This is a genomic window from Pseudomonas sp. UC 17F4, from assembly GCF_900101695.1.
GTDB lineage: Bacteria > Pseudomonadota > Gammaproteobacteria > Pseudomonadales > Pseudomonadaceae > Aquipseudomonas.
Genome location: NZ_FNKV01000001.1, coordinates 5,197,308 through 5,224,171, shown reverse-complemented (window position 1 = coordinate 5,224,171; position 26,864 = coordinate 5,197,308). Strand labels below are relative to the sequence as shown.

The 26,864-nt window shown below is 64.5% G+C and carries 24 protein-coding genes; 6 read left to right on the top strand and 18 right to left on the bottom strand.

The window, feature by feature from the left end:
- Positions 1-39: 39 nt before the first annotated feature.
- From BLR26_RS23780 to BLR26_RS23710, 15 genes are all read right to left on the bottom strand, one after another.
- The gene (locus BLR26_RS23780; protein ID WP_093386416.1) at positions 40-2,562 is read right to left on the bottom strand and encodes a fused MFS/spermidine synthase; all 2,523 of its coding nucleotides are present in this window, start codon (positions 2,560-2,562) and stop codon (positions 40-42) included.
- 155 nt (positions 2,563-2,717) lie between these two features.
- Complete coding sequence (locus BLR26_RS23775; RefSeq protein WP_093386412.1) at positions 2,718-4,307, bottom strand: arylsulfatase; 1,590 nt, start codon at positions 4,305-4,307, stop codon at positions 2,718-2,720.
- A gap of 91 nt (positions 4,308-4,398) precedes the next feature.
- The gene (locus BLR26_RS23770) at positions 4,399-5,403 is read right to left on the bottom strand and encodes an HAD family hydrolase (RefSeq protein WP_093386407.1); all 1,005 of its coding nucleotides are present in this window, start codon (positions 5,401-5,403) and stop codon (positions 4,399-4,401) included.
- Positions 5,400-6,695 (bottom strand): BatD family protein, encoded by a 1,296-nt coding sequence (locus tag BLR26_RS23765; RefSeq protein WP_093386401.1) that lies wholly within the window; start codon positions 6,693-6,695, stop codon positions 5,400-5,402. Before BLR26_RS23765 ends, BLR26_RS23770 begins: the two co-directional genes overlap by 4 nt.
- The gene (locus BLR26_RS23760) at positions 6,692-8,269 is read right to left on the bottom strand and encodes a VWA domain-containing protein (protein ID WP_093386396.1); all 1,578 of its coding nucleotides are present in this window, start codon (positions 8,267-8,269) and stop codon (positions 6,692-6,694) included. Before BLR26_RS23760 ends, BLR26_RS23765 begins: the two co-directional genes overlap by 4 nt.
- A complete protein-coding gene (locus BLR26_RS23755; protein ID WP_093386391.1) occupies positions 8,259-9,263 on the bottom strand; it encodes a vWA domain-containing protein in 1,005 nt (334 codons plus the stop codon). The genes BLR26_RS23760 and BLR26_RS23755 overlap by 11 nt, the downstream gene beginning before the upstream one ends.
- Positions 9,250-9,741 carry a DUF4381 domain-containing protein gene (locus tag BLR26_RS23750; RefSeq protein ID WP_093386386.1) on the bottom strand — a complete coding sequence of 164 codons (492 nt, stop codon included), beginning with the start codon at positions 9,739-9,741 and terminating at the stop codon, positions 9,250-9,252. The genes BLR26_RS23755 and BLR26_RS23750 overlap by 14 nt, the downstream gene beginning before the upstream one ends.
- Positions 9,738-10,688 carry a DUF58 domain-containing protein gene (locus BLR26_RS23745; RefSeq protein ID WP_093386381.1) on the bottom strand — a complete coding sequence of 317 codons (951 nt, stop codon included), beginning with the start codon at positions 10,686-10,688 and terminating at the stop codon, positions 9,738-9,740. The genes BLR26_RS23750 and BLR26_RS23745 overlap by 4 nt, the downstream gene beginning before the upstream one ends.
- Before the next feature lie 10 nt (positions 10,689-10,698).
- Entirely contained in the window at positions 10,699-11,676 is a 978-nt protein-coding gene (locus tag BLR26_RS23740) for an AAA family ATPase (RefSeq protein ID WP_093386377.1), read from the bottom strand.
- Between the two features lie 22 nt (positions 11,677-11,698).
- Positions 11,699-12,604 carry a transporter gene (locus BLR26_RS23735; RefSeq protein ID WP_093386372.1) on the bottom strand — a complete coding sequence of 302 codons (906 nt, stop codon included), beginning with the start codon at positions 12,602-12,604 and terminating at the stop codon, positions 11,699-11,701.
- A 123-nt stretch (positions 12,605-12,727) separates the two neighbouring features.
- Positions 12,728-13,516: a hypothetical protein gene (locus tag BLR26_RS23730; RefSeq protein WP_256326761.1), complete on the bottom strand. Its 789-nt coding sequence runs from the start codon at positions 13,514-13,516 to the stop codon at positions 12,728-12,730.
- A gap of 58 nt (positions 13,517-13,574) precedes the next feature.
- Positions 13,575-13,985, bottom strand: a complete 411-nt coding sequence (locus BLR26_RS23725) for a hypothetical protein (protein ID WP_093386367.1) — start codon at positions 13,983-13,985, stop codon at positions 13,575-13,577.
- Positions 13,986-14,099: 114 nt separating this feature from the next.
- Positions 14,100-15,398, bottom strand: coding sequence for an NAD(P)/FAD-dependent oxidoreductase (locus BLR26_RS23720; RefSeq protein ID WP_093386362.1), 1,299 nt, complete (start codon positions 15,396-15,398; stop codon positions 14,100-14,102).
- Positions 15,395-16,483, bottom strand: coding sequence for a polyamine ABC transporter substrate-binding protein (locus tag BLR26_RS23715; protein WP_045193519.1), 1,089 nt, complete (start codon positions 16,481-16,483; stop codon positions 15,395-15,397). Before BLR26_RS23715 ends, BLR26_RS23720 begins: the two co-directional genes overlap by 4 nt.
- 50 nt (positions 16,484-16,533) lie before the next feature.
- Positions 16,534-17,892, bottom strand: coding sequence for a glutamine synthetase family protein (locus BLR26_RS23710; RefSeq protein ID WP_045193707.1), 1,359 nt, complete (start codon positions 17,890-17,892; stop codon positions 16,534-16,536).
- Between the two features lie 174 nt (positions 17,893-18,066).
- On the opposite strand from BLR26_RS23710, the gene BLR26_RS23705 reads away from it, so the two are divergent.
- The 4 genes from BLR26_RS23705 to nadA all read left to right on the top strand — a co-directional run bounded on the left by BLR26_RS23705 (position 18,067) and on the right by nadA (position 22,740).
- Entirely contained in the window at positions 18,067-18,981 is a 915-nt protein-coding gene (locus BLR26_RS23705; RefSeq protein ID WP_045193518.1) for a helix-turn-helix domain-containing protein, read from the top strand.
- A 53-nt stretch (positions 18,982-19,034) separates the two neighbouring features.
- Complete coding sequence (locus BLR26_RS23700) at positions 19,035-19,904, top strand: isocitrate lyase/PEP mutase family protein (protein ID WP_093386357.1); 870 nt, start codon at positions 19,035-19,037, stop codon at positions 19,902-19,904.
- A 54-nt stretch (positions 19,905-19,958) separates the two neighbouring features.
- Positions 19,959-21,455: a YdgA family protein gene (locus BLR26_RS23695; protein ID WP_176794291.1), complete on the top strand. Its 1,497-nt coding sequence runs from the start codon at positions 19,959-19,961 to the stop codon at positions 21,453-21,455.
- Between the two features lie 226 nt (positions 21,456-21,681).
- Positions 21,682-22,740: a quinolinate synthase NadA gene (gene nadA, locus BLR26_RS23690; RefSeq protein ID WP_093386347.1), complete on the top strand. Its 1,059-nt coding sequence runs from the start codon at positions 21,682-21,684 to the stop codon at positions 22,738-22,740.
- A gap of 58 nt (positions 22,741-22,798) precedes the next feature.
- On the opposite strand, the gene BLR26_RS23685 is transcribed toward nadA, so the two are convergent.
- Positions 22,799-24,232, bottom strand: coding sequence for a M48 family metalloprotease (locus BLR26_RS23685; protein ID WP_093386343.1), 1,434 nt, complete (start codon positions 24,230-24,232; stop codon positions 22,799-22,801).
- A 124-nt stretch (positions 24,233-24,356) separates the two neighbouring features.
- Between BLR26_RS23685 and BLR26_RS23680 the strand changes: the two genes are divergently transcribed.
- Complete coding sequence (locus BLR26_RS23680; protein ID WP_045193512.1) at positions 24,357-24,596, top strand: sulfurtransferase TusA family protein; 240 nt, start codon at positions 24,357-24,359, stop codon at positions 24,594-24,596.
- A gap of 24 nt (positions 24,597-24,620) precedes the next feature.
- Entirely contained in the window at positions 24,621-25,691 is a 1,071-nt protein-coding gene (locus BLR26_RS23675) for an AI-2E family transporter (protein WP_093386339.1), read from the top strand.
- A gap of 36 nt (positions 25,692-25,727) precedes the next feature.
- On the opposite strand, the gene BLR26_RS23670 is transcribed toward BLR26_RS23675, so the two are convergent.
- Complete coding sequence (locus tag BLR26_RS23670) at positions 25,728-26,201, bottom strand: peroxiredoxin (protein ID WP_093386334.1); 474 nt, start codon at positions 26,199-26,201, stop codon at positions 25,728-25,730.
- 11 nt (positions 26,202-26,212) lie between these two features.
- Positions 26,213-26,773, bottom strand: a complete 561-nt coding sequence (locus tag BLR26_RS23665; protein WP_038996628.1) for a glycine cleavage system transcriptional repressor — start codon at positions 26,771-26,773, stop codon at positions 26,213-26,215.
- Positions 26,774-26,864: the final 91 nt, after the last annotated feature.

Below are 26,864 nucleotides of genomic sequence, written 5' to 3'. Positions count from 1 at the left end.
CCGTGATCCGATGAAAGAGGGGCGTGCTGTCCGCACGCCTCAGGGCAAGCCGAGGAACCAGCGAAAATAAGGGTTCTGGCCATCTTCGCGGGCCACCTCGCGCACTTGCCGGGCCCAGGCTTCGCGCTGGCCGCGGTAAGCCGTGAGGCCGACCTGGTAAAAGCGCTGCAGACGCTGGCGCTGTTCGCCCAGTTGCAGGCGGAACAAGCTATCGGCGCCCTGGATCGGTACCGGGCTGCTCAATGCCATCAGCGCCGGCAGTACCCGGGTGATCTCGTCGCTGCGCACCCAGGGCGCGTACTCGATGCGCGGCTGGTCGTCGGTTACCGCTGCGACATCACCGGCATAACGCTCCAGGCCGTCGCGGTCGGTGACCCAGGTAGCGAGCAGGCTGGCAGCGGAATCGATGCCGACCTGGGCCAGGCTGCTCTGTACTTCGGGTTGGCGCAGGCGTTCGCTGATGCTCGCCAGGTCAAGCTGCACCGGTTGCTGCGAGCCGACCAGAAGCATCTCGTGAAACTCGGTGGTCCACAGCGAGGCATAGGGGAACACATCGAGAAAACTGCGCACCAGGGCGCGGCTGTCTTCGTCGTTCTGGGTCGGCAACGGCAGCCATTGGGCCAGCAGGCCTTGCGTATTCAGGCGGCTGGCGGCCAGCCGGTAGAAGTCGCGCGAGTACAGATTGACCACGCCGGCCGCCGACGGCGGCGGTGGCTCGAGGGTGATCAGGTCGTAGCGTTGCGCATTGCCCAGCAACTCGCGGCGCCCGTCACGCAGGCGCACCTGCAGGCGCGGGTCGCTGGCGGCGTTGTAGTTGCCCTGAAACAGCGCCGAAGCGCTGACCACGCCGGGCAGCAGTTCGGCCACCACCCGTTGCTCAAGGCCCGGATAGCGCAGCAGGGCGCCGGCGGTAATGCCGGTGCCCAGGCCGATGACCAGCGCCGAACGTGGTTCGCCGTTGTGGATCAGCAACGGCAGCAAGGCTTGCAGGCGCATGTAGCGCAGCGACGGCATGGCATCGCCAGTGTTGGACACGCCCTGGATGTACAGACGGCGAAAACTGCCCTGGGGCTTTTGCTGCTCGACCACCGCCACCGTACCGCCGCGGCCCTCTTGATAGAACACCAGTTCGCTGTTGCGCGCCCCGGGCAGCAGCTGCGCCAGGCGCTCGGCAGGGGTCAGCCAGGCCATCGCCAGGCTGGCAATGCCCAGCACGAACACCGTGCGGCGCTTGGTGTTGGCGACCCGTTCACCGCGCAGTACCACCAGCAAGGCCACCAGCGCCGCCAGCACCGCGAGCAGGCCAAGGGGGCGCACCAGGCCCAGTTGCGGCACCAGCACAAAGCCGCAAAGCATGACCCCGACAATCCCGCCGAGGGTGTTGAAGGCCACCACCGAACCGACATCGCGGCCGACATGGCCTTGCTCACTGACCAGGCGCAAGGCCAGCGGAAAGGCTGCGCCGAGCAGGGTGGTGGGCAAGAACACGATGCTCACCGCGACCACGGCGAAGCGTGCGCACATGCCGGCCAGGGCGCTGCCACCGAGGGCCAGCACCGTTGCTTCGGCCTGGCTTTGCAGGGCGATCAGCCAGCGCCCGAGGCCGGCGATTTCCAGCAGTGCCAGCAGCCCGGCCGCAGCGATCAGCACGGCGAAGGCGCCCCACGGGTCGCCGATGCGGTCGGCACGCCGGGCATACAGCGCGCTGCCCAGCACCAGCCCGCCCAGGTAGGTGGCCAGGACCACGGCAAAGGCAAAGGTGCGGGTGCTCATGAACTGGACAATGGCTTGCGACCAGACCACTTCGTAACCCAGGGCGATGCCGCCGGCCACGGCGTACAGCGTCAACGCCAGATAACTTGAGCCCGTGCGTGGCTGCCTGACGCAGGCTGCAGGGGCGCAGGGTGTGCTGCCACGGGCCAGCCACAAGGCGCCGGCTGCGGCCAGCAGGTTGAGCACGGCGGCGGCGCAGGCACTGCCACGGATGCCGAGGGCCGGGATCAACACGAAGGCGGCAAGCAGGGTGCCGATGATGGCGCCCGCCGTATTGGCGGCATACAGCTGGCCACCCGCGCGGCCAACGGCCTCGACATCAGCGGTGACGGCGCGTACCAGCACCGGCAGGGTGCCGCCCATCAATAGGGCCGGGATGCCGACCAGGGCGAAGGGCAGGCTCCAGGCGAGCAGGCCGATGCTGTTTTCCAGGCGCGCGAAAGGCCCGGCGGCCCAACTCAGGCCGAACGTGGCCGCGATGCCGAGTACGGCCACCGCCACTTCGAGCACGGCGTAAAAAGCCAGTGGCCGCGCCAGGCCATCAGCGCGCCGCCCCAGCCACAAACCACCGAGGGCCAGGCCTGCGAAAAACGCACTGATGCCTGCGGTAATGGCATACACCTCGACACCGACCACCAACGACAGCTGCTTGATCCACAGCACCTGGTAGATCAGCGCTGCGGCGCCGGAAGCCAGCAGCAACAGGGCTGCCAGGGACACGCGAGGCAGGGTCTGGGCGGCGGATACGGAAATGGCTTTGCGGCGTCGGGAGGTGCTGGCAACCGGCATCGGGCGAAGGCCTTGTAGTGATCGGCAGAGAGTGCGGTATAGCGCACTGGCAGTGCTTGAGCCTAGCAGCGCAAATGCCAGTCAGCAGGCCGAAATGTTCTGGCTGCAAACAGCGCGCCCGCCAGCGGCCCGAAGCCGCTGGCGGGCGAGCAGGGTTATTGCTTGTTCTGCTTCATTTTCTCTTCGATCTTGGCGTCAACCTGCTTGCGCACCTGGTCGATGCTGAAGCTCGCCGGGTGCTGGCTTGGCGGGTAGTCGACGAAGGTTTCAAGGAACATCGTCGCCTTCATGGTTGCGATGCCGGTCAGGTAGACGTTCTTCGCCAGCCAGTCGTTGTACTGGTCAGAGACCACGTCGGCGCGCTCATACGGGTCCATGCGCAGGTTGAAGATCTTCGGCACCCGCAGGCACACGAACGGGTCCTGCCAGACTTCGAAACCACCCGGCCGGCGCTGTTCGCAGAATACCGCCTTCCAGTCGCCCCAGCGCATGGCCACCAGGTCGCCGTCATCGTTGAAGTAGAAGAACTCGTCGCGCGCCCCTTTAGGCTGTTGCCCGGTCAGGTACGGCAGCTGGTTGAAGCCGTCCAGGTGCACCTTGAAGTTCTTGCCACCCGTGCTCGGTGCCCAACCCTTGAGCAGTTTGTCTTTCACATCCGGCGCACCGGCGGCGGCCAGCAGCGTCGGGAACCAGTCCAGGCCCGAGAACATCTCGTTGGACACCGTGCCTTCCTTGATCTTGCCGGGCCAGCGGATGATCGCCGGGACGCGGAAGGCGCCTTCCCAGTTGGAGTCTTTTTCACTGCGAAATGGCGTGGTCGCGGCGTCTGGCCAGGAGAACTGGTTGGGGCCGTTGTCGGTGGTGTAGACGACGATGGTGTTGTCGGCGACCTTCAGCTCATCGAGGGTCTGCAACAGCTTGCCGACGTCACCGTCGTGTTCGAGCATGCCGTCGGCGTACTCGTTGCCAGGCATGCCGCTTTGCCCTTTCATCGAGTCCCGCACATGGGTGTAGACGTGCATGCGCGTGGTGTTCATCCAGACGAAGAACGGCTTGTCGGCCTCGACCTGTTTCTTGATGAACGCCTGGGCACCGGCGGTGGTTTCATCGTCGATGGTTTCCATGCGCTTGGTGGTCAGCGCGCCGGTGTCTTCGATCTTGCCGTCGGCAAAGGCGTGAATCACCCCGCGCGGGCTGAAGTTCTTCACGTAAGGGTCGTTGGGATCCTTGGGCCAGTACGGGCGCTCGGGTTCTTCTTCGGCGTTGAGGTGATAGAGGTTGCCGAAAAACTCGTCGAAGCCGTGCTTGGTCGGCAGGTATTCGTCTTTGTCGCCCAGGTGGTTCTTGCCAAACTGGCCAGTGCTGTAACCCAGCGACTTGAGCGCCTGGGCAATGGTGATGTCGCGGTCCTGCAGGCCCACGGGCGCCCCCGGTGCGCCGACCTTGGAAAGGCCGGTACGCAATGGCGTCTGCCCGGTGATGAAGCTGGAGCGGCCGGCGGTGCAGCTGTTCTCAGCGTAGTAATCGGTGAACAGCATGCCCTCCTTGGCGATCCGGTCGATGTTCGGGGTCTTGTAGCCGACCACGCCCATCGAATAGGCACTGATGTTGGTCTGGCCGATATCGTCACCGAATATCACCAGGATGTTGGGTTTGTCCGCCGCATTGGCGGCCCCCGCGCTTATGCCCAGCACCGAGGCCGCGATCAATGCGAGCGTCGGTATCCATCTGCGTTTGCCAGTCATTCGACTTGCCTCCCTTTCGCGATCCAGACCACCAGCCGGCGGCCAATGAGTTGCTCACTGCGTTGTTCGTTGACAGCGTCACTGCACATGCTCATTTCGAGGTGGCCTCGAAAGGGAATACCCGTGCCCAGTCGGCAGCCATATCCACGATAGTCCAGTCCTGGCGTTTGGCTTCATCCAGCGCCTTGTCCAGGCGCCCGACCTTTGAGTCGCGGTCGTACGCCCATTCCCGCGCAGCGTCAGTGTGATGCACCAGGCCCATGAACCGTGGGCCGTCGCCGGCGGCGGTCCACTGCAGCATCTGCAGGTCGCCGTCGGAGTTGCCAAAGGCCAAAATCGGCCGTCGGCCTATGATCGCGTCGATGCTTTCCGGCTTGCCGGGGCCATCGTCGTTGTGGGCGATCTTGGCGGTGCGCAGCACTTGCGGTTTGCCGTCGACCACCTGGTAGGCGGTGATGAAGCTGGAGCCGATCACCTGTTCCGGCGGGATGCCATAGACCTCTTCGGCGAAGGCGCGCATGAAGGCGGTGTCGCCGCCGGAAACGATGTAGGTCTTGAAGTCCTGGCTGCGCAAGTAATCGAGCAGCTCGTGCATCGGCTGGTAGATCATCTCGCTGTACGGCTTGCCGCTTTTCGGGTGCCGGGCCTTGGCCAGCCAGGCCTTGGCGCGGCCGATGAAGGTCTCGGTGCTGATCCCGGTATGGGTCGCCCCGACGATCTTCAGCAGGCTGTCCATGCCGCCGGCGGCCAGGGTTTTCTGGTCGTTCTCGAGCACCGCCTTGAACGGTTGCTGGTCTTTCCATTCAGGGTGCTCGGGGGCCATGCGCTTGATCTCGTCGAAGGCGAACAGCAGCTGGAAGTACGCCGGCTGCTCGCTCCACAAGGTGCCGTCGTTGTCGAACACGGCGATGCGCTGTTCGGCGGGCACGAACTGCTTCGAGCCCTGGCTTGTGACCTGTTCGACAAAGCTCAGTATCGCGCTGCGCGCGGCGCCATCGCGCCAACTGGGCAAGGGCTCGGCGGCCTGCAGCAGCGCGGGCCAGTGCAGCAACAGCAAGAGCATCAGCCAGAGTGGCTGGCGAGGCTTGAGGTTCATGGCAACTCCTTGTCGTGTATGGGGTTGAGCGGGCGCAAGGCCTGTGCGCCAGCGCTGGTGCGGGTGTGCCGGGCGGTGGGCCGGTGAGTTTGTTGCAGGTGCGGGATGAATGCTTCCGGTGCTGCCTGGCTGGTGCTGCCATAGCACTGGCGCAGCAAAGCCTGATCGGCATCGGCCAGGCGCAGCCGGCCCTGGCTGCGCCGCCACCACAGGTACAGGGCGCTCAGTTGCGCCGGGCGCTGGCGCAGTTGCCCGGGTACCTGTTGCCAGGCATAGGCGGCAGAGGCTTCGCGACGCGCCTTGCGGGCAGCTTGCCAGCGCTGCCAGGCAGTCCGGCCCTGGTCGCCATAGCGACGGACGAGCAGTGCGAGCAGGCCTAACAATGCGCCAATGATCGCCGCTGTCAGCCAATGCCGGGACAGGTGCAGGCGTGATTGCTGGCCGAGCCGTTGCAGGTCTTCGGTGACCGAGAACGGCGGCTGGTATTGCGGGTTGGCGCTGGCGGTGAAGCGCATGGCCGGCAGTTCGGCGCTGTGCAGGGTCTGGTCCTGGGTGCTCCACCATTGCACGCGCAGCGCGGGCAGCTGGAACGTGCCGGGCTTTTCGATGCGGTAGCTGGCGCTGTCGATGCGCTGGCCACCCAGTGCATGCCCGCGGCCATCATCGAGCGCGGTGACCTGCGGGGTCTTGAGGTAGCGGCTCAGGCCCGCGACGTGGTCAAGCGGGGTGACCGGCAGCATCAGGCTCAGGGCGCCGTCGGCCTGCAGGGTGATACTGCGGGTCAGGCTGTCGCCGACCTTCAGATCACCGCTGGCCGGGGCTATCTGCTGACTCAAGCGCACCTGGCTGGCCACCAGCAACTGCTGCCCGGCATCAACCCCGGCCGGTAGATGCACGTGCAGCAGCAGCGGCTGGCTACTGGCGTTCAACGGTGCCTGGGCATTGCCCGGGGTGGCGGTGACGGTCAAGGCCGGCAGTTGCAGGTCACCGGCCTGTTGCAGGGTAAGCTGGTACAGGTAGCGCATGCCGAACCAGGGAATGTCGCCCTGGCGCTCGGTCAGGTGTTCGGCCTGGCCTGCCGGCGGTGTCACCAGGGCCCCCGGCAGGTTCAGCTCGGGCAGTTGCGGGGCGCTGGTGAACCAGGTGTCGGTGAGCACGTCCAGTTGCAGTTGCACGGTTTCACCGACCACTGCCGAGTCGTCGGGCAACAGTTGCGCCTGCACGCGCAACTGCGCCTCGGCGGCCAGCAGGCCGTTGCTGAACAGGGCCAGAAGCAACACCAGGTGCTTCATTGCGTGCCCCCTGGCGCCTGGTCCTGGAGCCTGAACTTGCGCCGCAGGAAATCTGCCGGCGAGGTGGTCAGGTTCTGTAGCCACAGTTCATCGGACCCGGCCTGTGGAGTTTCGACCTGTTTGCTCGGGCCTTTGCCGGCCGGCTTGTCGTAGGCCACCTGATCAGGCTTTACCTCAGGGGCGTTCTCTTGCGCCGAGTCGTAGTCTTTTGCCAGCGCCTGGGCCAGGGCCAGGTTGGCTTTTGCTTCGGCAAACTCCGGTTGCAGGCGCAGGGCTTCAGTGTAGGCGGCGATGGCCTGGTCGAACTTGAAGCGCCGGGTGTAGATGTTGCCCAGGTAGAAATAGGCGGGAGCGCTCTGCAAGCGGGCGAAGCTGGCCAGGGCCAGGTCGTAGTCGGCGGCATTGTAGGCGGCGATGCCTTTCCAGTAAGGGTCGCTGAAGTGCGCGGCAGCGGCCGGGTAGTGATGATGCTCGAAGGCCCAGCGGCCCTGCTGGTCGGGGGTGAGGAAGGCATCGACCAGGGCGTTGGCACGGGCGCCGTCGACTGGCAGCAACAGCCCCAGCAGCAGGCAGGCGCTCCAGTTCAGGCTCCAGCCGCGACGAATGCACAGGAACCCCAGCACCAGCAGCGGCCAGCACAGCCAGTAGCCGGCGTCTTTCCAGTGCAGGGCCTGCGGGTCGGCGCTGGCGTCGTCGAAATGTGCCTGGGCATGAGCTTCGATCCAGTCCAGGTCATCGTCATCAAGGGTCAGGCTGCCCAGCGGCGCGTCCAGTGCCGAGGCCAGTTGCTTGAGCCCGTCCTTGTCGAAGCGGCCCAGTTGCGGACGGCCCTGGCTGTCGCTCAGGGGCTGGCCGTCGGGGCCTTTGATCAGGCCGTCGTCGCTGTTGCCCACGGCCAGCACCAGCACCTGCAGGCGGGTGCCCTGCAGGGCCTTGGCCAGTCGCGGCAACTGGCTGCGGTCGGCGCCATCGCTGAGCAGCACCAGGGTGGCCGGGCCATCCTCGGCGGCAACCAACGCCCTGGCTTGCTCGATCACCGCCAGCACGTTCTTGCCCGGCTGCTCGATCAGGTTGCTGGCCAAGGCCTGGAGAAAGCTGTCGAGCAAGGCCGGGTCGCGGGTCGCCGGCAGCACCAGGTGCGCGCTGCCGGCATAGGCGATCAGCCCGGTGGCGGCACCCTGGCGGCGCTCGATCAGGCTGTGCAGCTTGTGCTTGGCCGCTTCCAGGCGGCTGGGGGCGATGTCGCTGGCGTCCATCGAGCCGGACAGGTCCAGGGCCAGAATCAACGGCGCGCGGTTGTCGAGAAACTCCGGGCGGTCCTGTTCCCAGCTCGGCCCGGCCATGGCCACGGCGCCGAGGATCAGCAAGGCGCTGGCCAGGTGCACCGGGCGCAGCAAATGGCGGTCATGGCCGTCCAGGCGCAAATGCTTGAGCAGGTGCGCGGCTATGTTGCTGTGGCCGGCTGCGAGGGTTTGCCGGCGGTAGTACCAGGCCAGCGGTAGCAGCACCCCAGGCAGCAGCAGCCACAGCCACAGCGGGCGCAGAAAATGCAGGTTGTGCAGGTCAATGTCCATGCCTGGCAGCCTTTGCAGGGTTAATGCGCGGGCGCAGCGAAAACAGCAGGGCCAACAGGTGATAGGCGCTGAACATCAGCAGCGCCGCCGCCAGCGGCAGCCAGAACAGGTCGCGCTTGGGCTGGTGGGTCAAGGTCTTGACCTGGTGCGGGGTGAGTTGGTCGAGGGTGGTGTAGACCTGCTGCAGGGCATCGCGGTCGGCGGCGCGAAAGAACCGCCCGCCGGTGGCCGTGGCGATCTGTTCGAGGCTCTGCAGGTCGACCTTGGCTTCGGCCTCGGCCTGAGGGTCACCGATGCCGATGGTGTGGATCACCACCCCACGCGCGGCAGCCATGGCGGCGGCATGGGCGGGGGTGATGGCACTGCTGGTGTCGTTGCCGTCGGTGAGCAAAATCAGCACCTTTTCCGGCTCCTTGGCCTGCTCCAGCAGTTTCAGGCTCAGGCCGATGGCGTCACCGATGGCGGTGTTGGGGCCGGCCATGCCGACATCGGTCTGCGCCAGCAGCAGGGCCAGGCTGGCGTGATCGAGGGTCAGCGGCGCCTGCGGGTAAGCGCCGCTGCCGAACACCACCAGGCCGAGGCGGTCCTTGGGGCGCTGACGGATGAAGTCCTGAACCACCGCCTTGACTGCGCTCATGCGCGACACCGGCTGGCCGTTGGCGTCCTTGAGGTCGACGGTCTGCATCGACTGGGAGATATCGATCGCCAGCATCAAGTCGCGTACCGGCTGTTCATGCTGCTGCGGCGGTTCGACCAGCACCGGGCGTGCCAGTGCCACAGTCAGCAAGGCCCAGAGCAGCCAGTGCAGAATTAGTTGCCAGGTGTTGTGGCGGGTACCGGGCACACCGGGTGCCTGGCCGCTGGCCCGGCTGATGGCTGCGAAGAACGGCACGCGGATAGCGCTGCGGGCCTCTTCGTAGGGCGGCAGCCAGCGGTAGCCGAGCAGCGGCAGCGGCAGCAGGAGCAGCAACCAGGGGTAGTCAAACTGCCACATGATGGTGTTCCACCCAGGTTCTGCACTGATGCAGCAGCGTCTGCGCATCGCTGCCTTGCAAGCGGCTGTCCGGCGCGTAGGCCAGGTGCGCCAGTTGTTCGGCGAAATCCGCAGGCAGCGCTGTGGGGCTGTGGGCACTGAGAAAAGCTTGCCAGTCGCTACCGCGCAAACTGGCGACAGCCGGGCTGGCCGGCATCGACAATGCCACGCGCTTGAGCAGCTCGGGCAGTTCGCGCAGGGCCGCCAGATGCTGCTGCGGGTCTACCAGGCGCGACTCGATCAGCGCCAGTTGCGCCAGTGCCTCGCGCCGGTAGCGGTTCAGCCGCCAGCGCCGATAACGCCAGGCGCCGTAGCTCAGCAGTGCAGCCAGCAGTAGCACCGCAAGGGCTGCCCAGCCCCAGGTTTGCGGCAGGTAGCTGGGGGCTGGCGGCAGGGCCAGTTCCTTGAGCTGGTCGATGCTTGGCCGCACGCTGCTCATGACCAATGCCCCTGGCGCTTGCCCAGTTCCAGGCGCAGTTGCTCGCTGGCGGGCAGGGCGGTGCTGAACATCAGCAACGGTACCTGACTGCGCCGCAGCAGTGCGGCCACCTCCTGCAGGCGTGCGCGCAGAAATTCGCTCAATGGCTTGTGCACCTGGCGGCGCTCGACGGCAAGCTCGACCTGCAACTGGCCCTGGCTGACCAGCATGCGCCCGGCGCGCGGCAGGTCGAGGGCCAGCGGGTCATAGACCTGCAAGGCGATGACGTCGTTGTGCGCGCGCAACTGGCGTAGCTGCTGCAGGGTGCGTTCACTGGCACCGGCAAAATCGCTGATGATGCAGATCAGGTGATCGTGGGCGGCCAGGCTCAGGCAGCGTTGCAGGACTGTGTCCAGGCTCTGCGCCGAGTCGCTTTCCGGAGCCTGGGCTTCCAACGCCTGGTTGAAGCGCGCGGTGGCCGCGCAGATGGCCTGGACCCGGCTGCGGCTGCGCAACGGCGACAGGCTTTCGATCTTCTGGTCGTTGAACAGCAAGGCGCCGACGCGGTCGCCGGCTTTGAGCGCCATCCACGCCGCCAGCGCTGCCAGTTGCGCGGCGATGGCCGATTTGAAGCTGCGCTGGCTGCCGAAGAACATCGACATGCGCTGGTCGATCAGCAGCAACGCCGGGCGGTCACGCTCTTCGGTGAAGGTGCGCACGATCGGCGTGCCGCTGCGCAGCGAAGCCTTGCAGTCGAGGTGGCGCAGGTCGTCGCCGGGCTGGTAGCGGCGCAGCTCATCGAAGTTAAGGCCGCGCCCGCGCAGGCGCGAGGCATGGCTGCCGGCCAGCACGCTGGCCCGTGGCTGGCGGGCGAGAAAGCTCAAGCCCCGGGCATCGGCCTCCAGGGCCATCAACTGGGCCAGCGACACATACACCAGCCCGTCGGCTGCTTGCGCCTTGAGCGCCATGGCCTGCTCCTTATGCCGGAATGGCGACCTTGTCCAGCAGGCGGTCGAGAATCTGCTGGCTGCCAACGCCATCTGCCACCGCGTCGTAACTTGGTTGCAGGCGATGGCGCAGCACCGGGTGGACCATCGCCCGGACGTTGTCCGGCGAGACGAAGTCCTGGCCTTGCAGCCAGGCATCGGCCCGCGCGCAGCGATCCAGGCTGATCCCGCCGCGCGGGCTGGCGCCTAGTTGCAGCCAGCGGGCCAGCTCCGGGTCGTAGTCGGCGGGGTGGCGGGTGGCGTTGATCAGGTCGATCAGGTAGCGGTCGATGGCCGGCGCGACATGGATCGCGGCGATCTCCTGGCGCGCCTGGAAGATCACGTCCTGGGCCAGGCTGAAGGTATTGGCCGCAGTCTGCGCCGCCGCTTGCTGCTCTTCCTGACGCAGCAGTTGCAGCACCTGGGTTTCGTTGTCGGGTGCCGGGTAGTCGAGCAGCACCTTCATCAGAAAACGGTCCATCTGCGCCTCAGGCAGAGGGTAGGTGCCTTCCTGCTCGATGGGGTTCTGGGTGGCGATGACCATGAACAGCGCCGGCAGCTTGTGGCTGTTGCCGGCGACGGTGATCTGCCGCTCTTCCATGGCTTCGAGCAGGGCGGCCTGGACCTTGGCCGGGGCGCGGTTGATCTCGTCGGCGAGGATCAGGTTGCCGAACAGCGGCCCGGGCTGGAAGTGCACCTGATGCTGGCCGCCGACCTGCTGCAGCACCTCGGCGCCGGTGATGTCCGAGGGCAGCAGGTCGGGGGTGAACTGGATGCGGCTCATCTGTGCGTCCAGGTGCCGGGCCAGGGCTTTGACCGTGCGGGTCTTGGCCAGGCCCGGCAGGCTTTCGAGCAATACGTGGCCGTTGGCCAACAGACCGATCAGGATCTGCCGGATCACCTGGTCCTGGCCAAGTACCGTTTCGGCGATGGCGGCGTGCAGGGCGTTGATGTCAGTCAGGGCGCTCATGGTCCAGTCCTTGTCATGGCAGTTACCAGGCGTAGTTCAGACGCAAGGTCCAGGTGTTCACATCAGGCGACTTGTTGCGCTCCGAGACCGTGTCGGTGTAAGCGATCAGGCCGCCGAACTGCGGCGAGAGCATGAAGCCCATGCTGGCGCCGAGCAGGACGTTTTCCTGCTGGTTGTCCTGGCCGACGCCATCGACCCTGGTCTCGCCGCCAGCGCTGTAGGTGGCGTCCAGCGAGGCCCACAAGGCGCGGTTGATGGTGTAGCTGTAGTGGCCCTCAACGGCGTACAGCGGCTTTTGCTCAAGCTTGCTGTTGCCCAGGTAATCGTCGTTGTCGCCGAACAGCGAGACCCAGGTGTTGATCTCCAGCCAGGTCGGGCCGAAGGGCGTGCCAAAGCCGATTTCCGGTTTGAGCACCCAGCGGTTGGCGCCGATGTTGATCACCCGGTCCTTGTCGTAATCGCCGTTGGGCACGGTCAGCCACAGCGCACCGGTCATAAAGGTTTCCGGAGTCCAGTTGGCAAACTCCTCGGCAGTCAGCGCCGGGCCGCCAAAGAAGTTGTGGGCGAAAACGATCTGGGTATCGCCCATGCCGCCGTTGTGCTTGGTGCCGTCGAAAAAGCGAGCGTTGTCGAACGAGGCAGACACGTCGGCATAGGGCTGCACCAGCTGGATCGCACTGTTGCGCCCGGCAATGTCGAACGAGCGCGCCAGGCGCAGGATGTACAGGTCGGCATCCAGCGACAGGCCGTCGATCGGCAGCGCGGTGTCGATGGGGGTGTTGGCATCGATGCGGTTGTAGTAGCCAAAGACCATGTTGAGGTCGATGGGGATGTTCTGCCAGTCGCGGGCGTTGTCTGCCTGGGCCAGCAGCGGGGCGGTGGTGAGCACGAGCAACGCCGTTTGACGTGCAGTAAGGCGGGTACCCATGGCTTGGCTCCTTCAGTCGATTAGTGCTTGTTTGCCGTCCACAGCGGCAGTTTCCCGTTGCCCGGGTTGGCGCTGGCGTTGAATGGGGCGTGGGCGCGGCTGGCGCAGGTTCATCAATCCTCCTTACTTGCCAAGGGTCAGGTTGAGGCCGGCAAACACGGTGAACTGTGGCAGGCCATCGCCTTTTTTCTCCACCGTCCACTGCGGCTCGACGAAGGCATTGAGGATGTTGCTACCGGACTTCCATACCTTGCCCAGGCCCAGGCCGAGGGGGATGTAGTGGCTGTCGTTCTTCAGGTCGAAGGTCCAGGTGGCGGTGGAGCGCAGGTACCAGCCTTTGGGCAGGTTGTGGATGATGAACGGCTGCAGGGTGGCCGATTCCACATGCGCCCGGTCATGGTCGCCGGCAAACGAGCTCTGGTACTGCACCAGCGCACCGAGCAGGCCGCGCGGCGAGGAATCGATAGCGACCGCTGCCAGGCCCGCCTGCCATTTGCCGGTGCCCAGTTCGTCGTGTTCGGCGGTGGGGGCGGTGATTTGCGGGCCGATGCCCAGCTGTACGCCTTCGGTCTTGAGCAGAAAGATATCGAACAGGTTCAGGTCACCGATGCCAGTGCTGTAGCCACCGTGCGGATCGGGGCGGGTGCTGACCGGCAGGGTCGCACGCAGCAGTTGCGGCACCGGCAGGAAGTCGCCAGCGGCCAGCGGCAGGGTGCCGCGCACCAGCAGTTCGTTGCTATGGGCATTGCTGTCGTACAGTGACGGCGTGTAATAATCCTGAAGGTTCAGGCCCGGCGCCAGGTTGAGCGGGTTGTTGCTCTTGTTCGCGGTCTCGGCGTTATTGGCCAGTGGTGCCTGGGCAAACAGCAGGGCGCAGGGCAGCGCGAAGCAAACGGCATGAATCCTTTGCATAGCGTGAACGCCTGATCAGTGACGCAGTTAAACGCTGTTACGGGTTAACCCGCATGGATTACTGGTACTTGATGACGATGCCTTTGAGCTTGCGCCCTTCGATGGCGCGGATATCGCGGTCCCACAGCGGGCCGCTGACGTAAGCGGACACCGGCTGGATACGGTCGTAGACCACCACCACGGCATCGCCGCCGATGCTGGCGGCCTGCTCGCGCAGCTTTTGCTCGACCTCGGTGATCGGCGGAGGTGGTTCGACGCTGGCATCGACGACGATTTCACCGAGCCGGGTATGCGGCCGGGTCGGTTCGCTGCGCAGCACCTGGACATTGGCGGCACTGGTGGGGGCGGCGTGGGGCGCACCGACATACTCGGTGGTGCGCGCGTCGATGTTGCTGCAGCCGGCCAGGGCCAGCAGCAGCGCGCCGAGCAACCAGTGCTGGCGCGGGTAGAGCTTGAGACCTGCAATCATCCTTCGATTCCCTCCGAAGCCTGTCATGCGCTGAAACAAAGACTTAACTGAAAGTAGCTGCAATTGGGTCAGTCGCAAGGAAAAGAAGGATGTTTGTCGGACGGCTAACCGTCCTTAGCCCAGCACCTCGCGCAGCCGGTACCAGAACATCCCCAACGCCAGCAACGGCGAGCGCAGGGCCTTGCCGCCGGGGAAGGTCAGGTGCGGCACCGCGCTGAACACATCCAGGCCCTGGCTGTGCCCGGCGTGAATGGCTTCGGCCAGCAGCCGCGCGGTCCAGTGGGTGACGTTCAGGCCATGGCCGCTGTAGCCCTGGGCATAGAACACGTTCGGGTGCTGTTGCAGGCGGCCGACCTGGGGGAAGCGATTGGCGGTGATGCCGATCTTGCCGCCCCACTGGAAGTCGATGCGGGTATTGGCCAGTTGCGGGAACACCTTGAGCATCTTCGGTTTCATGTAGGCAGCGATATCCGCAGGGTCGCGCCCGGAGTAGTGGCAGGCGCCACCGAACAGCAGGCGGCGGTCGGCCGACAGCCGGTAATAGTCGAGGCCGACCTTCTGGTCGCACAGCGACAGGTTCTGTGGAATCAGCTGCTCGGCCTGTGCCTGGGACAGCGGCTCGGTGGCGATGATGTAGCTGCCGGCGGGCAATACCTTGCCGCTCAGGCGCGGCTCCAGTTCATCCAGGTGCGCGTTGCAGGCCAGCACCAGGCTGCCGGCGCGCACCGTACCGTGCCGGGTGCGTACCTGCGCAGTGGCGCCATGGCTGATTTCCAGCACCGGGCTCTGTTCGAAGATGCGCACGCCGAGGGATTCGGCCACGCGTGCCTCGCCCAGCACCAGGTTGAGCGGATGCAGGTGGCCCGAGCCGCGGTCGATCAGGCCGCCGGCATACAGGTCGGAGGCGACCACCTGATGCATCTGCTCAGGCCCGATCAATTGCGTTTCATGCCGATAATTCTGCTCGGCCAGGCTTTGCTGCTCGGCACGCAAGGCGGCGAACTGCGCCGGGGTGTTGGCCAGTTCGCAAAAGCCCCAGCGCAGGTCGCAATCGATGCCGTGGGTGCGGACGCGCTCGGCCACCACCTCGACCGATTCGATGCCGGCGCGTTGCAGGTACTTCACCCCCTCCTGGCCGACGTAGCGGGCGAAGCCCTCGACCTCATGGCCGATACCGCGGATCAGCTGGCCGCCGTTGCGCCCGCTGGCGCCCCAGCCGATGCGCCGGGCTTCGAGGAGGATCACCGAGAGCCCGCGCTGGGCCAGTTCGATGGCGCAGTTGACCCCGGTAAAACCGCCGCCGATCACGCAGACATCGGCCTGCAGATCGGCGCCCAGGGCAGGGTAGGGCGCCAGGTCATGGGCCGTGGCGCTGTAGTAGGAGCGGGCGTGTTCAGGGCTGTACTGGTTCATTTGTTCGACTTCACTTTGCTCCAGGAGCGGGTCATCAGGCGCATGATCGCCGGCGTCGGGGTGCTGGACACGTACAGCTTGTCGAGCACTGCTTGCGGTGGGTACACCTCGGGGTTGTTGACCAGCTCCGCGTCCATGTACTGCTTGGCCGGCGGGTTGGCGTTGGCGTAGCCGACCACGCCGCTGACCTTGGCGATCACTTTCGGGTCGAGCAGGTAGTTGATGAAGGCGTAGGCCTCTTTCGGGTTGCTGGCGTCGGAAGGAATCGCCAGCAGGTCGAACCACAGGTTGCTGCCTTCCTTGGGAATGGCGTAGGCGATGTTCACGCCGTTGTTGGCTTCCTTGGCGCGGTTGGCGGCCTGGAACACGTCGCCCGAATAGCCGAAGGCCACGCAGATATCGCCGTTGGCCAGGTCCGAGACATATTTGGACGAGTGGAAATAGGTGATGTAGGGGCGCAGGGTCAGTAGTTTGGCCTCGGCCGCCTTGTAGTCTTCAGGCTTTTCGCTGCGCGGATCCTTGCCCATGTAGTTGAGGATGGCGGGGAACAGTTCGTCGGCCGAGTCCATGAACGACACGCCACACTGGCTGAGCTTTTTCAGGTTCTCGGGCTCGAACATTACTGCCCAGGAATCGATGTGGTCGACGCCCAGCACCTGCTTGACCTTGTCGACGTTGTAGCCGATGCCGTTGGTGCCCCACAGGTAGGGCACCGAGTGCAGGTTGTCGGCGTCGTTCTCCTGGAGGAACTTGAGCAGCACCGGGTCGAGGTTCTTCCAGTTCGGCAACTGCTCGCGGTCCAGTTTCAGAAAGGCCCCGGCTTTGACCTGACGGGCCAGGAAGTGGTTGGAAGGTACGACCACGTCGTAGCCGGTGCGACCGGCGAGCAACTTGCCTTCCAGGGTTTCGTTGGAGTCGAACACGTCGTAGATGACCTTGATACCGGTGCTGCCCTGAAAATCCGCCAGGGTGGTTTCACCGATGTAGTCGGTCCAGTTGTACACGCTGACACTGGGCTGGGCCTGGGCCACGGCGCTGACCAGCAGCGCCAGGGTTGCAGTTACGACTGTTTTCATGGGACGCATATCGACACCTTTTCGAATTGTTGTTTTCGATACTTGTTACAAGCTCGGGCTCAGACGCTGAGCAGCAGGAATTCGCGCTCCCAGGAACTGATCACCCGTTTGAAGTTCTCGTGCTCGGCACGTTTGACCGCCACGTAACCGCGGACGAACTTGCTGCCCAGGTACTGCTCGATGGTCGGGCAGTCTTCCATGTGCGCCAGGGCGTCTTCGATGGTGATCGGCAGGCGCAGGTTGCGCCGCTCGTAGGCGCGGCCCTGGACCGGAGCGCTGGGGTTGATCTTCTCGACCATACCCAGGTAGCCGCACAGCAGGCTGGCGGCAATCGCCAGGTAGGGGTTGGCATCGGCGCCGGGCAGGCGGTTTTCCACGCGCATCGCCTCGGGGCTCGAGGTCGGTACGCGCAGGCCCACGGTGCGGTTCTCTTCACCCCATTCGACGTTCACCGGCGCCGAGGTGTCGGGCAGGAAACGGCGGAACGAGTTGACGTTGGGGGCGAACATCGGCAGCACTTTGGGGATGTACTTTTGCAAGCCGCCGATGTGATGCAGAAACAGCTCGCTCATTTGCCCGTTGTCGTCGACGAAGATCGGCTTGCCGGTGGCGATGTCGACCACGCTCTGGTGCAGGTGCATGGCGCTGCCCGGCTCGTCGCCCACCGGCTTGGCCATGAAGGTGGCGGTGACGTTGTGCTTGAGCGCCGCCTCGCGCATGGTGCGCTTGAACACGGTGATCTGGTCGGCAAGGTCGAGGGCGTCGCCGTGACGGAAGTTGATTTCCATCTGCGCCGGGCCGTCTTCGTGGATCAGCGTGTCGAGGTCCAGGCCCTGGGCTTCGCACCAGTCATAGACGTCTTCGAACAGCGGGTCGAATTCGTTGGCGGCATCGATCGAGAACGACTGGCGGCCGCTTTCGGCCCGGCCCGAACGGCCCAGTGGTGCCTGCAGCGGCAAGTCCGGGTCTTCGCAGCGCTGGGTCAGGTAGAACTCCATCTCCGGGGCGACGATGGGCTGCCAGCCCTTGTCGGTGTAGAGCTTGAGGACTTTCTTGAGCACGTTGCGCGGCGACAGCTCGATCGGGTTACCTTGCTTGTCGAAGGTGTCGTGGATCACCACGGCGGTCGGCTCGATGGCCCATGGCACCACGTACACCGCCGCCGAATCCGGGCGGCAGACCATGTCGATATCGGCCGGATCGAGCAGGTCGTAGTAGATGTCGTCGTCGACAAAGTCCCCGGTTACCGTTTGCAGAAGCACACTTTCCGGCAGGCGCATGCCTCGTTCATGCAGGAACTTGTTGGTCGGTGCGATCTTGCCGCGGGCGATACCGGTCAGATCACTGACCACGCACTCGACTTCGGTAATCTTGTGTTCTTTCAGCCACGCAGACAGCTGATCGAAAGGGGCATTCATAAAGACCTCGTTGTTGGTTTTATCCACGCCAGGACCGGCAGTTGCGACCGGCTTGCCACCCAAGCGGCTTCCCCTGTAGCGCGTTGAGGTCTATCTTGGGTGACGCTTGCGCATTCGATCTATCCACTTTCAGCAAGACTAAAATGCACCAAAAGAGTGCATAAAGAGCAGCTCATGACAGCGTCAACGCCTTTGCGGGTTCAAGCTTTCAATACCGCCGATGTCACCGAACAGGTCCGTGCCACCCCGGGCTGGACCCAGCATTACCAACAGATGTCTCCCGGGCATTTCGCCGGCCAGCTGCGCTGCCTCGACCTGCAGGGCGTGGAGATCTACGAGGAGTGCATGAACACCCGGGTCGAACAGAATTTCAGTGCGCCGGCCGGCTCCCTGGCGTTCTGTTTCGACCGCAACGATCACAGCCTTTACGTGCTCAATGGCGAAAGCCGCAACATCTGGATCACCCCGGAGAACTACCAGGAAGTGGCCGTGGTGTTCGGCCCGGAATTCGTCCAGCGCCACAGCCTGGACATCGCCCGCCTCGACGGGCTGTTCATGGCGCCGTTGAACTCGATGCAGAACGAGCTGTTCAGCCGGTGGCTGAGCGGCACCCTCACGCGCATCTCGCAGACCATCGACCCGCCAAGCCAGGACGCATTGGCCGCGCAGTTGCTGGAAGACTGCCTGTTCATCCTCGATAACGCGTGCATCTGCCTCGATCGCGGGGCGTTGTGGCGGCGTACCGAAGAGCGCGCAATCATGCGCAAGGTTGGCGAATGGGCGGCAGATTGCCCGGAAGAAACCCTCAATCTGCTTGAGCTTTCGCAGGTTGCCGGGGTGTCCCTGCGCCAGCTGCAGCACGCCTTCAAGACCTTCACCGGCATGGCCCCGGCGCAGTGGCTGCGCTTGCGCCGGCTCAACAGTGCACGGCGTGAATTGCTCAGTTGCACGCCCAGCGATACCACCGTCGCCGAAGTGGCCATGCATTGGTCGTTCTGGCACCTGGGACGGTTTTCCGACAGCTACCGCAAGCTGTTCAAGGAGCTGCCCAGCGAGACCCTGAAGCGCGTGGCGCTGTCAGTCAGATAGCCAGCAGTGGTAATGTTCGACCTACTAAATGAAGTCGATAGCCTGGAAAGACCATGCCAAGAGCCTCCCACCAAGACCTGCGTCGCGCGTTCCGCCAACTGCTTGCCTCACCTGCCTGCTACCACACCGCCTCTGTTTTCGACCCGATGTCGGCGCGCATTGCCGCTGACCTGGGCTTCGAGGTGGGGATCCTCGGCGGTTCGGTGGCCTCCCTGCAGGTGCTGGCCGCCCCTGACTTTGCCCTGATCAGCCTGAGCGAATTCGCCGAGCAGGCGACGCGGATCGGCCGGGTGGCGCAACTGCCGGTAATTGCTGACGCCGACCACGGCTATGGCAACGCGCTCAACGTGATGCGGACGGTGACCGAGCTTGAGCGTGCCGGGATTGCCGCGCTGACCATCGAGGACACCCTGCTGCCGGCCCAGTTCGGGCGCAAGTCCACCGACCTGATCAGCATCGCCGAAGGGGTCGGCAAGATCCGCGCGGCGCTGGAGGCGCGAGTTGACCCGGAGCTGTCGATCATTGCCCGCACCAACGCGGCGCTGATTGCCACCGAAGAAGTCATCGCCCGCACCGTGGCCTACCAGAACGCCGGCGCAGACGCCTTGTGCATTGTCGGTATCCGCGACTTCGAACACCTGGAACAGATTGCCGCACACCTGAGCGTGCCGCTGATGCTGGTCACCTACGGCAACCCGCAACTGCATGATGATGCGCGCCTGGCCGAACTGGGTGTGCGCATTGCCGTCGATGGACATGGTGCCTACTTTGCCGCGATCAAGGCCACCTACGACTGCCTGCGCGAGCAGCGCGGCATCACCTGCAGCACCTCGGACCTGAGCGCCACCGAACTCACCCATACCTACACGCAACCGGACGACTACATCGTCTGGGCCCGCGAGTACATGGACGTCAACGAATAGGCCGCAAGGCTTAGTCAACGCAACAACTCTCTACAAATGGAAGCGAAACAATTCATGAAGAAATCTACAGGCGTACTCGGCCTCGCAGTGGCAGTGGCAGCGGTGTGCACCGCGGGTGCCTGGTACACCGGCAAGCAACTGCCAGGCGTGCTGGCAACCACCATCGCCGAATCCAACGCCCAGACCAAGCAGGCGCTGGTGGGTATGGACACCCTCGTGGAGCTTGAGCTGGTATCGCTGGACAGCCATCTGTTCAGCAGTACCGCCAAATACCGCCTCAAGGTAAAAAACCTGCAGGTTGGCGAAGACAGCAAAAGCTTCGAGCTGAATTTTGTCGACCAGATCGAACACGGGCCGTTGCCGCTGTCGCGGGTCAAGGCGCTGAAGCTGATGCCGGTCATGGCAGCCAGTCATTACAGCCTGGAAAAAGACGCGGCCACCGCCGACTGGTTCGCCCTGACCAAAGACGTTTCGCCGCTGCAAGGCCAGGTTGCCTACGGCTACGATCGCTCGATGGACAGCGCTTTCCAGGTGGCGCCGATCGAGTGGAGCAAGGACGGCTCATCGCTGAAGTTCTCCGGCTTTGAAGTCACTGGCCACGGCAACGAAGGCGCCGAACACGTGCAGCTCACCGGCCAGTCGGGCGGCCTGAGCCTGAACCTGGTCGACCCTGACAGCAAAGTGCTGAAAGTCGAGATCAAGGGCCTGAGCCTGACCGGCGACATGACCAAGACGCCGTTCGGCTTCTATGTCGGCAAGATGGACATGGCCGTGGCTGATACGGTCGCCACCTTCGGCGACGAGCAAAAGGTCCTGAAGCTCAAGGGCCTGGCGCAGAACAACGAGTACAAGAACGACGGCGACAAGCTCTCGGCACGCATGGAATACAAGGTTGGCGACATCAACTTTGACGGCAAGGCCATCGGTGCCGGCGAGATGGTCTGGAGCCTCAAGCGTCTCGACATCCCGGCCATGCAGGCACTGATCGGCTGGTACCAGAGCCGCCTGCCTGAGTTCCAGCAGGCCGCTGCCGAAGGTGCAGGCATGCCGGACCTGGCGATGACCGAGGCTGAAACGGCCCAGGTGCGCAGCGATGTGCAGCGCCTGCTGGCAGCCAAGCCGCAGATCGCCCTGGAGAACCTGTCGTTCAAGACTGCCAATGGCGAAAGCCGTTTCAGCTTCAGCGTCGACCTGGCCAACCCGACCTCCCTGGAGCTGCCACCCGAGGAGCTGTCCAAGCAGCTGATCACCCAGCTGCAGAGCAAGCTGTCGCTGTCCAAGCCGATGATCGGTGACCTGGCGACCCTGCAGGCGCAGTTCGAAGGCCAGACCGATGCTGCCATTGTTTCCCAGCAAGCGGCCCAGGCCGGGGAAATGGTCAGCATGATGGCGGTGCAGAGCCAGATGGCCAAGGTCGAGGGCAATGACATTGTTACCTCGCTGCACTATGCCGATGGCATGGTCGACTTCAACGGCCAGAAGATGACCGTTGAGCAGTTCGCCAGCGTGATCATGGCCAACGCCAGCGCAATGCAGGCGACCGGCGGTTGATGTTCAGGCCCGGGGCGCCCGCCCCGGGCTTGTTTCACTAAAAAAACCTTTTGAATTCATTCGATTATCTGTAGCCTTCGGCATCCTATAAAAACCCGAGGCCGCAGCTGGTCCGTGGTTCTGTGCGCAAGGCTGTTTTGCCCTGCCTGTGGAGCCTGTAGCCGATTTGCCAGGGCTCGGTGATACACTCGACTTACGCGCTCAAGCGCCTGCAGGTCCAGCGATCATGACCCAGATTTCCGAACGCCTTCTCGTCCAGGCTCACCTCGATGCCAAGCAGCCCACGCCGCTGACGCCCGAGCAAGAGGCCGACTACCGCGCCGCCATTGCCGCCGAACTCAAGGCGCAAAATGCGGTGCTGGTTGCCCACTACTATTGCGACCCGGTGATCCAGGCCCTGGCCGAGGAAACCGGTGGCTGCGTGTCCGACTCGCTGGAAATGGCCCGCTTTGGCAAGAACCACGCGGCCTCGACCGTGGTGGTCGCCGGGGTGCGCTTCATGGGCGAGACGGCCAAGATCCTCACTCCGGAAAAGCGCGTGCTGATGCCGACCCTCGAGGCGACCTGCTCGCTCGATCTCGGCTGCCCGGTGGATGAGTTCTCGGCGTTCTGCGACAAGCACCCCGAGCGCACCGTGGTGGTGTATGCCAACACCTCGGCAGCGGTCAAGGCCCGCGCCGACTGGGTAGTGACCTCAAGTTGCGCGCTGGAAATCGTCGAAAGCCTGATGGACAACGGCGAGACCATCATCTGGGGCCCGGACCAGCACCTGGGCCGCTATATCCAGAAACAGACTGGCGCCGACATGCTGCTGTGGGACGGTGCCTGCATCGTCCACGAAGAGTTCAAGTCGCGCCAACTGGCCGACATGAAGGCGCTGTACCCGGATGCGGCAATCCTGGTGCATCCGGAGTCGCCCGAGGCGGTGATCGAGCTGGCCGACGCAGTGGGCTCCACCAGCCAGCTGATTGCGGCGGCGCAGACCCTGCCGAACAAGACCTTCATCGTCGCCACCGACCGCGGCATCTTCTACAAGATGCAGCAGCTGTGCCCCGACAAGATCTTCATCGAAGCGCCTACCGCCGGTAACGGCGCGGCCTGCCGCAGCTGCGCGCATTGCCCGTGGATGGCGATGAATACCCTGGAGCGCACCTTGCAGTGCCTGCGGGAAGGCACTAACGAGATTTTCGTTGAACCGGCGTTGATCCCCCAGGCGATAAAGCCGCTCAAGCGCATGCTCGACTTCACCCAGGCAGCGCGGATGAAGTTGTCCGGTAACGCCTGACGACGCCTTCGCGGGGCAAGCCCGCTCCTACCGTAGGAGCGGACTTGCCCCGCGATGCTTAGCGCATCATGTCCTTGACCATCCGCTGCTGCTCCATCAGCTCGCGCTGACGCGCATCGATCTTCGACGCCAGGACGAAGTTGTTGCCGGCGCGCTGCTTGGCGTAGTCGAGCTGCTGCAGGGCCTGGTCGAAGTCGCCCACCAGGGCAAAGTATTCGGCGCGGGCCTGGTGCAGGCCGATGGTGTTGCCCGACAAGCCCCGCACTTCCGCCACGTCATACCAGACGTCCGGGTCTTCAGGACGGTTCTTGAGTAGCGCATCCAGCGCCTTCTCTGCCTCGGCAGGGCGGTTCTGCTTGAGCAGCAGGTCGATGCGCGCCTGTTGCAGCGGGTAGTTGGCCGGGTACAGGCTGCGCATCCGCTCGACCCGTTGCTGGGCATCGGGCAGGCGGTTGTTGGTGATGTCCAGGTCGATCTGCGCCAGGTTGTAGGTGATGTCGTTGGGCGCCTTGGCCAGCAGCGGCTTGAGGTTCTCGCGCGCCTCGTTCAGGCGCCCGCCCTTGATCTGCGCCAGCGCCAGGCCGTAGCGGGCGGCGTCCATCTGCGGGCTTTCGTCGAGCTGGGCCTGGAAGCGCTTGGCGGCAAGGCCGGGGGTGCCTTCGTAGATCAGCGCCACCCGGGCACGAATCAGCTGGTAGCGCATGCTGTCTTCGGTGCCACCCTTGGGCGCCTGTTCGGCGCGGTTGCGGGTGTCGGCGATGCGCGATTCGGTAACCGGGTGAGTCAGAAGGAATTCCGGCGGCTTGGCGTCATAGCGGTACTGACGCATCAGGCGCTCGAACATGGTCGGCATGTTGCGCGGATCATAGCCGGCCTTCTCAAGGTTGAGGATACCGATGCGGTCGGCTTCCTGTTCGTTCTGCCGCGAGAAGCGCCGCTGCTCCTGGATGGCGGCCGCCTGGGTGCCGGCAATTGCGGCAATACCGGCATCACCGGCACCTGCCGCGGCGGCGACGATGCCGATCAGCAGCGCGCCCATCATCGGCAACTGCATGCGCTGCTGGGCCTCGACGCCGCGGGCGAAGTGGCGTTGCGACAAGTGCGCCAGTTCGTGGGCCAGTACCGAGGCGTATTCGCCTTCGGTCTGGGCATTGAGGAACAGCCCGCCGTTGACCCCGACGATCCCGCCGGGGGCGGCAAAGGCGTTGAGTTCGCGGCTGTCGATGAGGATGAACTCCAGGCGCCGGTCCTGCAACTGGCTGGTTTCGGCCAGGCGGTAGACGCTGGTTTCGACGTAGTCCTTGAGCTGGGGATCGTTCAGTTGGTTGACATTGCCCCGCAGCAGGCTGAGCCAGGCGCGGCCCAGCTGGTGTTCCTGTTGCGGGGAGACAATGGCAGAACTGGCGTCGCCGAGTGACGGCAGGTCGTCGGCATGGCTGGGGAGCGCCATCAAACAGGCCAGCGTCAGCAGGGTAGGGCGCAGAAAATTCATGCACGAAGCTCTGGTCGACAAAGAACCTTACTGTAGCCCGCTCGCACGTTGGCGACCAGTGGCGGTATCCTACCGGGCTTGTTCAAAATGCTACCTGTGCCCGCATTCCTGCCTGGAGACCCCCATGAGCGAGACCCCGACCCATGACGCCGAACTCGACGCCAGCGGGCTGAACTGCCCGCTGCCGCTGCTCAAGGCGAAGATGGAGCTCAATCGCCTGGCCACTGGCGCGGTGCTCAAGGTGATTGCCACCGACGCCGGATCCCAGCGCGACTTTCGCACTTTTGCCCGATTGGCCGGTCATACACTGCTGCTCGAAGAGGCCGAGGCTGGTGTTTACACCTACTGGCTGAAGAAGGCCTGAGTTTTTTCTGTTAAAGGATCGTCAATGTTCAAGGTGCTTCGCGACTGGATGCAGCGCTACTTCTCCGATGAAGAAGCGGTGGTGCTGGCGGTCTTGCTGTTTCTGGCGTTCACCGCCGTCCTGACCCTCGGTGGCATGCTCGCGCCGGTGCTGGCGGGGATGGTTCTGGCGTTCCTGATGCAAGGCCTGGTCAACGCCCTGGAGCGCCTGCGGGTGCCCACGCGCTATGCGGTCGGGCTGGTGTTCATGCTGTTCATGGGCGCCCTGGCGGTGTTCCTGCTGGTGCTGGTGCCGCTGCTCTGGCACCAGTTGATCACCCTGTTCAATGAACTGCCGGGCATGCTCGGCAAGTGGCAGTCGCTGTTGTTGCTGTTGCCCGAGCGCTACCCGCACCTGGTCTCCGACGAGCAGGTGCTGCAGGCCATCGAGGTGATGCGCGGCGAGATCGGCAAGTTCGGCCAGTGGGCGCTGACCTTCTCGCTGTCGAGCCTGCCGCTGCTGGTCAACATCATGATCTACCTGGTGCTGGTGCCGATCCTGGTGTTCTTCTTTCTCAAGGACCGCGAGCAGATCGCCGATTGGGTCAGTGGCTACCTGCCCAAGGAGCGGGCGCTGATGACCCGGGTGGCCGAAGAAATGAACCGGCAGATCGCCAACTACATTCGCGGCAAGGGCATCGAGATTCTGATCTGTGGCGTGGCCACCTACATCGCCTTCATCAGCCTGGGGCTCAACTATGCGGCGTTGCTGGCCCTGCTGGTCGGCCTGTCGGTGGTAGTGCCCTATGTCGGCGCGGTGGTGGTGACCGTACCGGTAACCCTGATTGCGCTGTTCCAGTGGGGCTGGGGTGATCAGTTCATTTACCTGATGGCGGTGTACGCGATCATCCAGGCCCTGGACGGCAACGTGCTGGTGCCGCTGCTGTTCTCCGAGGCGGTGAGCCTGCACCCGGTGGCGATCATCTGCGCGGTGCTGCTGTTTGGCGGGCTGTGGGGGTTCTGGGGGATCTTCTTTGCCATCCCCCTGGCGACCCTGTTCAAGGCCGTGCTGGATGCCTGGCCGCGGCGAGAGTCGGTGGTGGCGCCGCTGCTCTAAAAGCATCGCGGGGCAAGTCGGATCGCCGCGATTGGCTTATCTTGCGTTCAGCGCCTGCGCTTCAGCCAGCACGGCGTCCACGTGCCCTGGCACCTTCACCCCACGCCAGGCCTTGCGCAGCACGCCGTCCTTGTCGATCAGGAAGGTGCTGCGGTCCACGCCCAGGTATTCCTTGCCGTAGAGTTTCTTCAGCTTGATCACGTCGAACAGCTGGCACAGGGCTTCGTCCTTGTCGCTGATCAGCTCGAAGGGGAAGGCCTGCTTGGCCTTGAAGTTCTCGTGGGACTTGATGCCATCACGCGATACGCCGAACACCTGGGTGTTGGCCGCCGCGAAGGCTGCATGCTGGTCACGGAAACCCTGGCCTTCGGTGGTGCACCCCGGGGTGCTGTCCTTGGGGTAGAAGTACAGCACCACCTGCTGGCCTTTAAGCCCAGCCAGGCTGACGGTCTGGCCGTTGGTGGCCTGGGCCTCAAAATCGGCGACGGGTTGGTCGAGTTCAACGGCCATGAAAAGCTTCCTTACATCGGGTTCTGTGGGCGCCACGGTTCGATCAGCGCATCCAGGTTCAGCGCATCGGAGAAGTCCAGGAACTGGTCACGCAGCCAGCTGATCTGGGTACCTGCCGGCAGGGTCACGGTAAAGGTGGCGTTGAGCATGGTGCCGCCGGTCTGCGGGGCCTGGTAGGTGTCGCAGGTGAGGTTCTCCAGCTCCACATGGTGGTCGATGAAGAACTGGCACAGCTCGTTGATGATGTCCGGGCGGTAGGCGGCGCTGACATAGGCCACGTACGGCAGCGACAGCGGGCGAACTTCGAGCTCGGCGCTGCGCACCACGTTGACGGTGAAGGTGTGCTTCTTGGCCAGGCCCGGCAGGGCGCCTTCGAAGCGCGCCAGGGCGTCCCAGCTGCCGGCGACCTGCAGGACCAGGGCACTGCACTCGCCGTGGCGGGTCAGGCGCGAGGTGACGACCGAGCAACGATTGTCGTTGCTGGCCCGGCACAGGATGTTGGTCAGTTCCATGGGATTGGCACCCAGGGCGCTGATGACAAGGAATTGTTCGCGAACGGTGGGGGTGGACATGCAGCATTCCTAAAGCGATGAGCGGTCGGTACCTGACGTGGCAAAAAGGCCGGTAGGCAGGCGCCCGGGGCTCAGGATCGAGCCTTGCGGC

Excerpts from the sequence above, each read along its gene's own strand:
- BLR26_RS23685 (WP_093386343.1), bottom strand. The coding sequence starts at position 24,232 with ATGAATTTTCTGCGCCCTACCCTGCTGACGCTGGCCTGTTTGATGGCG.
- BLR26_RS23675 (WP_093386339.1), top strand. The coding sequence starts at position 24,621 with ATGTTCAAGGTGCTTCGCGACTGGATGCAGCGCTACTTCTCCGATGAA.
- BLR26_RS23725 (WP_093386367.1), bottom strand. The coding sequence starts at position 13,985 with ATGATTGCAGGTCTCAAGCTCTACCCGCGCCAGCACTGGTTGCTCGGC.
- BLR26_RS23770 (WP_093386407.1), bottom strand. The coding sequence starts at position 5,403 with ATGAACCTCAAGCCTCGCCAGCCACTCTGGCTGATGCTCTTGCTGTTG.
- BLR26_RS23730 (WP_256326761.1), bottom strand. The coding sequence starts at position 13,516 with ATGCAAAGGATTCATGCCGTTTGCTTCGCGCTGCCCTGCGCCCTGCTG.
- BLR26_RS23745 (WP_093386381.1), bottom strand. The coding sequence starts at position 10,688 with ATGGCGCTCAAGGCGCAAGCAGCCGACGGGCTGGTGTATGTGTCGCTG.
- BLR26_RS23670 (WP_093386334.1), bottom strand. The coding sequence starts at position 26,201 with ATGGCCGTTGAACTCGACCAACCCGTCGCCGATTTTGAGGCCCAGGCC.
- BLR26_RS23720 (WP_093386362.1), bottom strand. The coding sequence starts at position 15,398 with ATGAACCAGTACAGCCCTGAACACGCCCGCTCCTACTACAGCGCCACG.
- BLR26_RS23710 (WP_045193707.1), bottom strand. The coding sequence starts at position 17,892 with ATGAATGCCCCTTTCGATCAGCTGTCTGCGTGGCTGAAAGAACACAAG.
- BLR26_RS23735 (WP_093386372.1), bottom strand. The coding sequence starts at position 12,604 with ATGGGTACCCGCCTTACTGCACGTCAAACGGCGTTGCTCGTGCTCACC.
- BLR26_RS23755 (WP_093386391.1), bottom strand. The coding sequence starts at position 9,263 with ATGTGGCAGTTTGACTACCCCTGGTTGCTGCTCCTGCTGCCGCTGCCG.
- BLR26_RS23695 (WP_176794291.1), top strand. The coding sequence starts at position 19,959 with ATGAAGAAATCTACAGGCGTACTCGGCCTCGCAGTGGCAGTGGCAGCG.
- BLR26_RS23665 (WP_038996628.1), bottom strand. The coding sequence starts at position 26,773 with ATGTCCACCCCCACCGTTCGCGAACAATTCCTTGTCATCAGCGCCCTG.
- BLR26_RS23760 (WP_093386396.1), bottom strand. The coding sequence starts at position 8,269 with ATGGACATTGACCTGCACAACCTGCATTTTCTGCGCCCGCTGTGGCTG.
- BLR26_RS23700 (WP_093386357.1), top strand. The coding sequence starts at position 19,035 with ATGCCAAGAGCCTCCCACCAAGACCTGCGTCGCGCGTTCCGCCAACTG.
- BLR26_RS23765 (WP_093386401.1), bottom strand. The coding sequence starts at position 6,695 with ATGAAGCACCTGGTGTTGCTTCTGGCCCTGTTCAGCAACGGCCTGCTG.
- nadA (WP_093386347.1), top strand. The coding sequence starts at position 21,682 with ATGACCCAGATTTCCGAACGCCTTCTCGTCCAGGCTCACCTCGATGCC.
- BLR26_RS23740 (WP_093386377.1), bottom strand. The coding sequence starts at position 11,676 with ATGAGCGCCCTGACTGACATCAACGCCCTGCACGCCGCCATCGCCGAA.
- BLR26_RS23780 (WP_093386416.1), bottom strand. The coding sequence starts at position 2,562 with ATGCCGGTTGCCAGCACCTCCCGACGCCGCAAAGCCATTTCCGTATCC.
- BLR26_RS23750 (WP_093386386.1), bottom strand. The coding sequence starts at position 9,741 with ATGAGCAGCGTGCGGCCAAGCATCGACCAGCTCAAGGAACTGGCCCTG.
- BLR26_RS23705 (WP_045193518.1), top strand. The coding sequence starts at position 18,067 with ATGACAGCGTCAACGCCTTTGCGGGTTCAAGCTTTCAATACCGCCGAT.
- BLR26_RS23715 (WP_045193519.1), bottom strand. The coding sequence starts at position 16,483 with ATGCGTCCCATGAAAACAGTCGTAACTGCAACCCTGGCGCTGCTGGTC.
- BLR26_RS23775 (WP_093386412.1), bottom strand. The coding sequence starts at position 4,307 with ATGACTGGCAAACGCAGATGGATACCGACGCTCGCATTGATCGCGGCC.
- BLR26_RS23680 (WP_045193512.1), top strand. The coding sequence starts at position 24,357 with ATGAGCGAGACCCCGACCCATGACGCCGAACTCGACGCCAGCGGGCTG.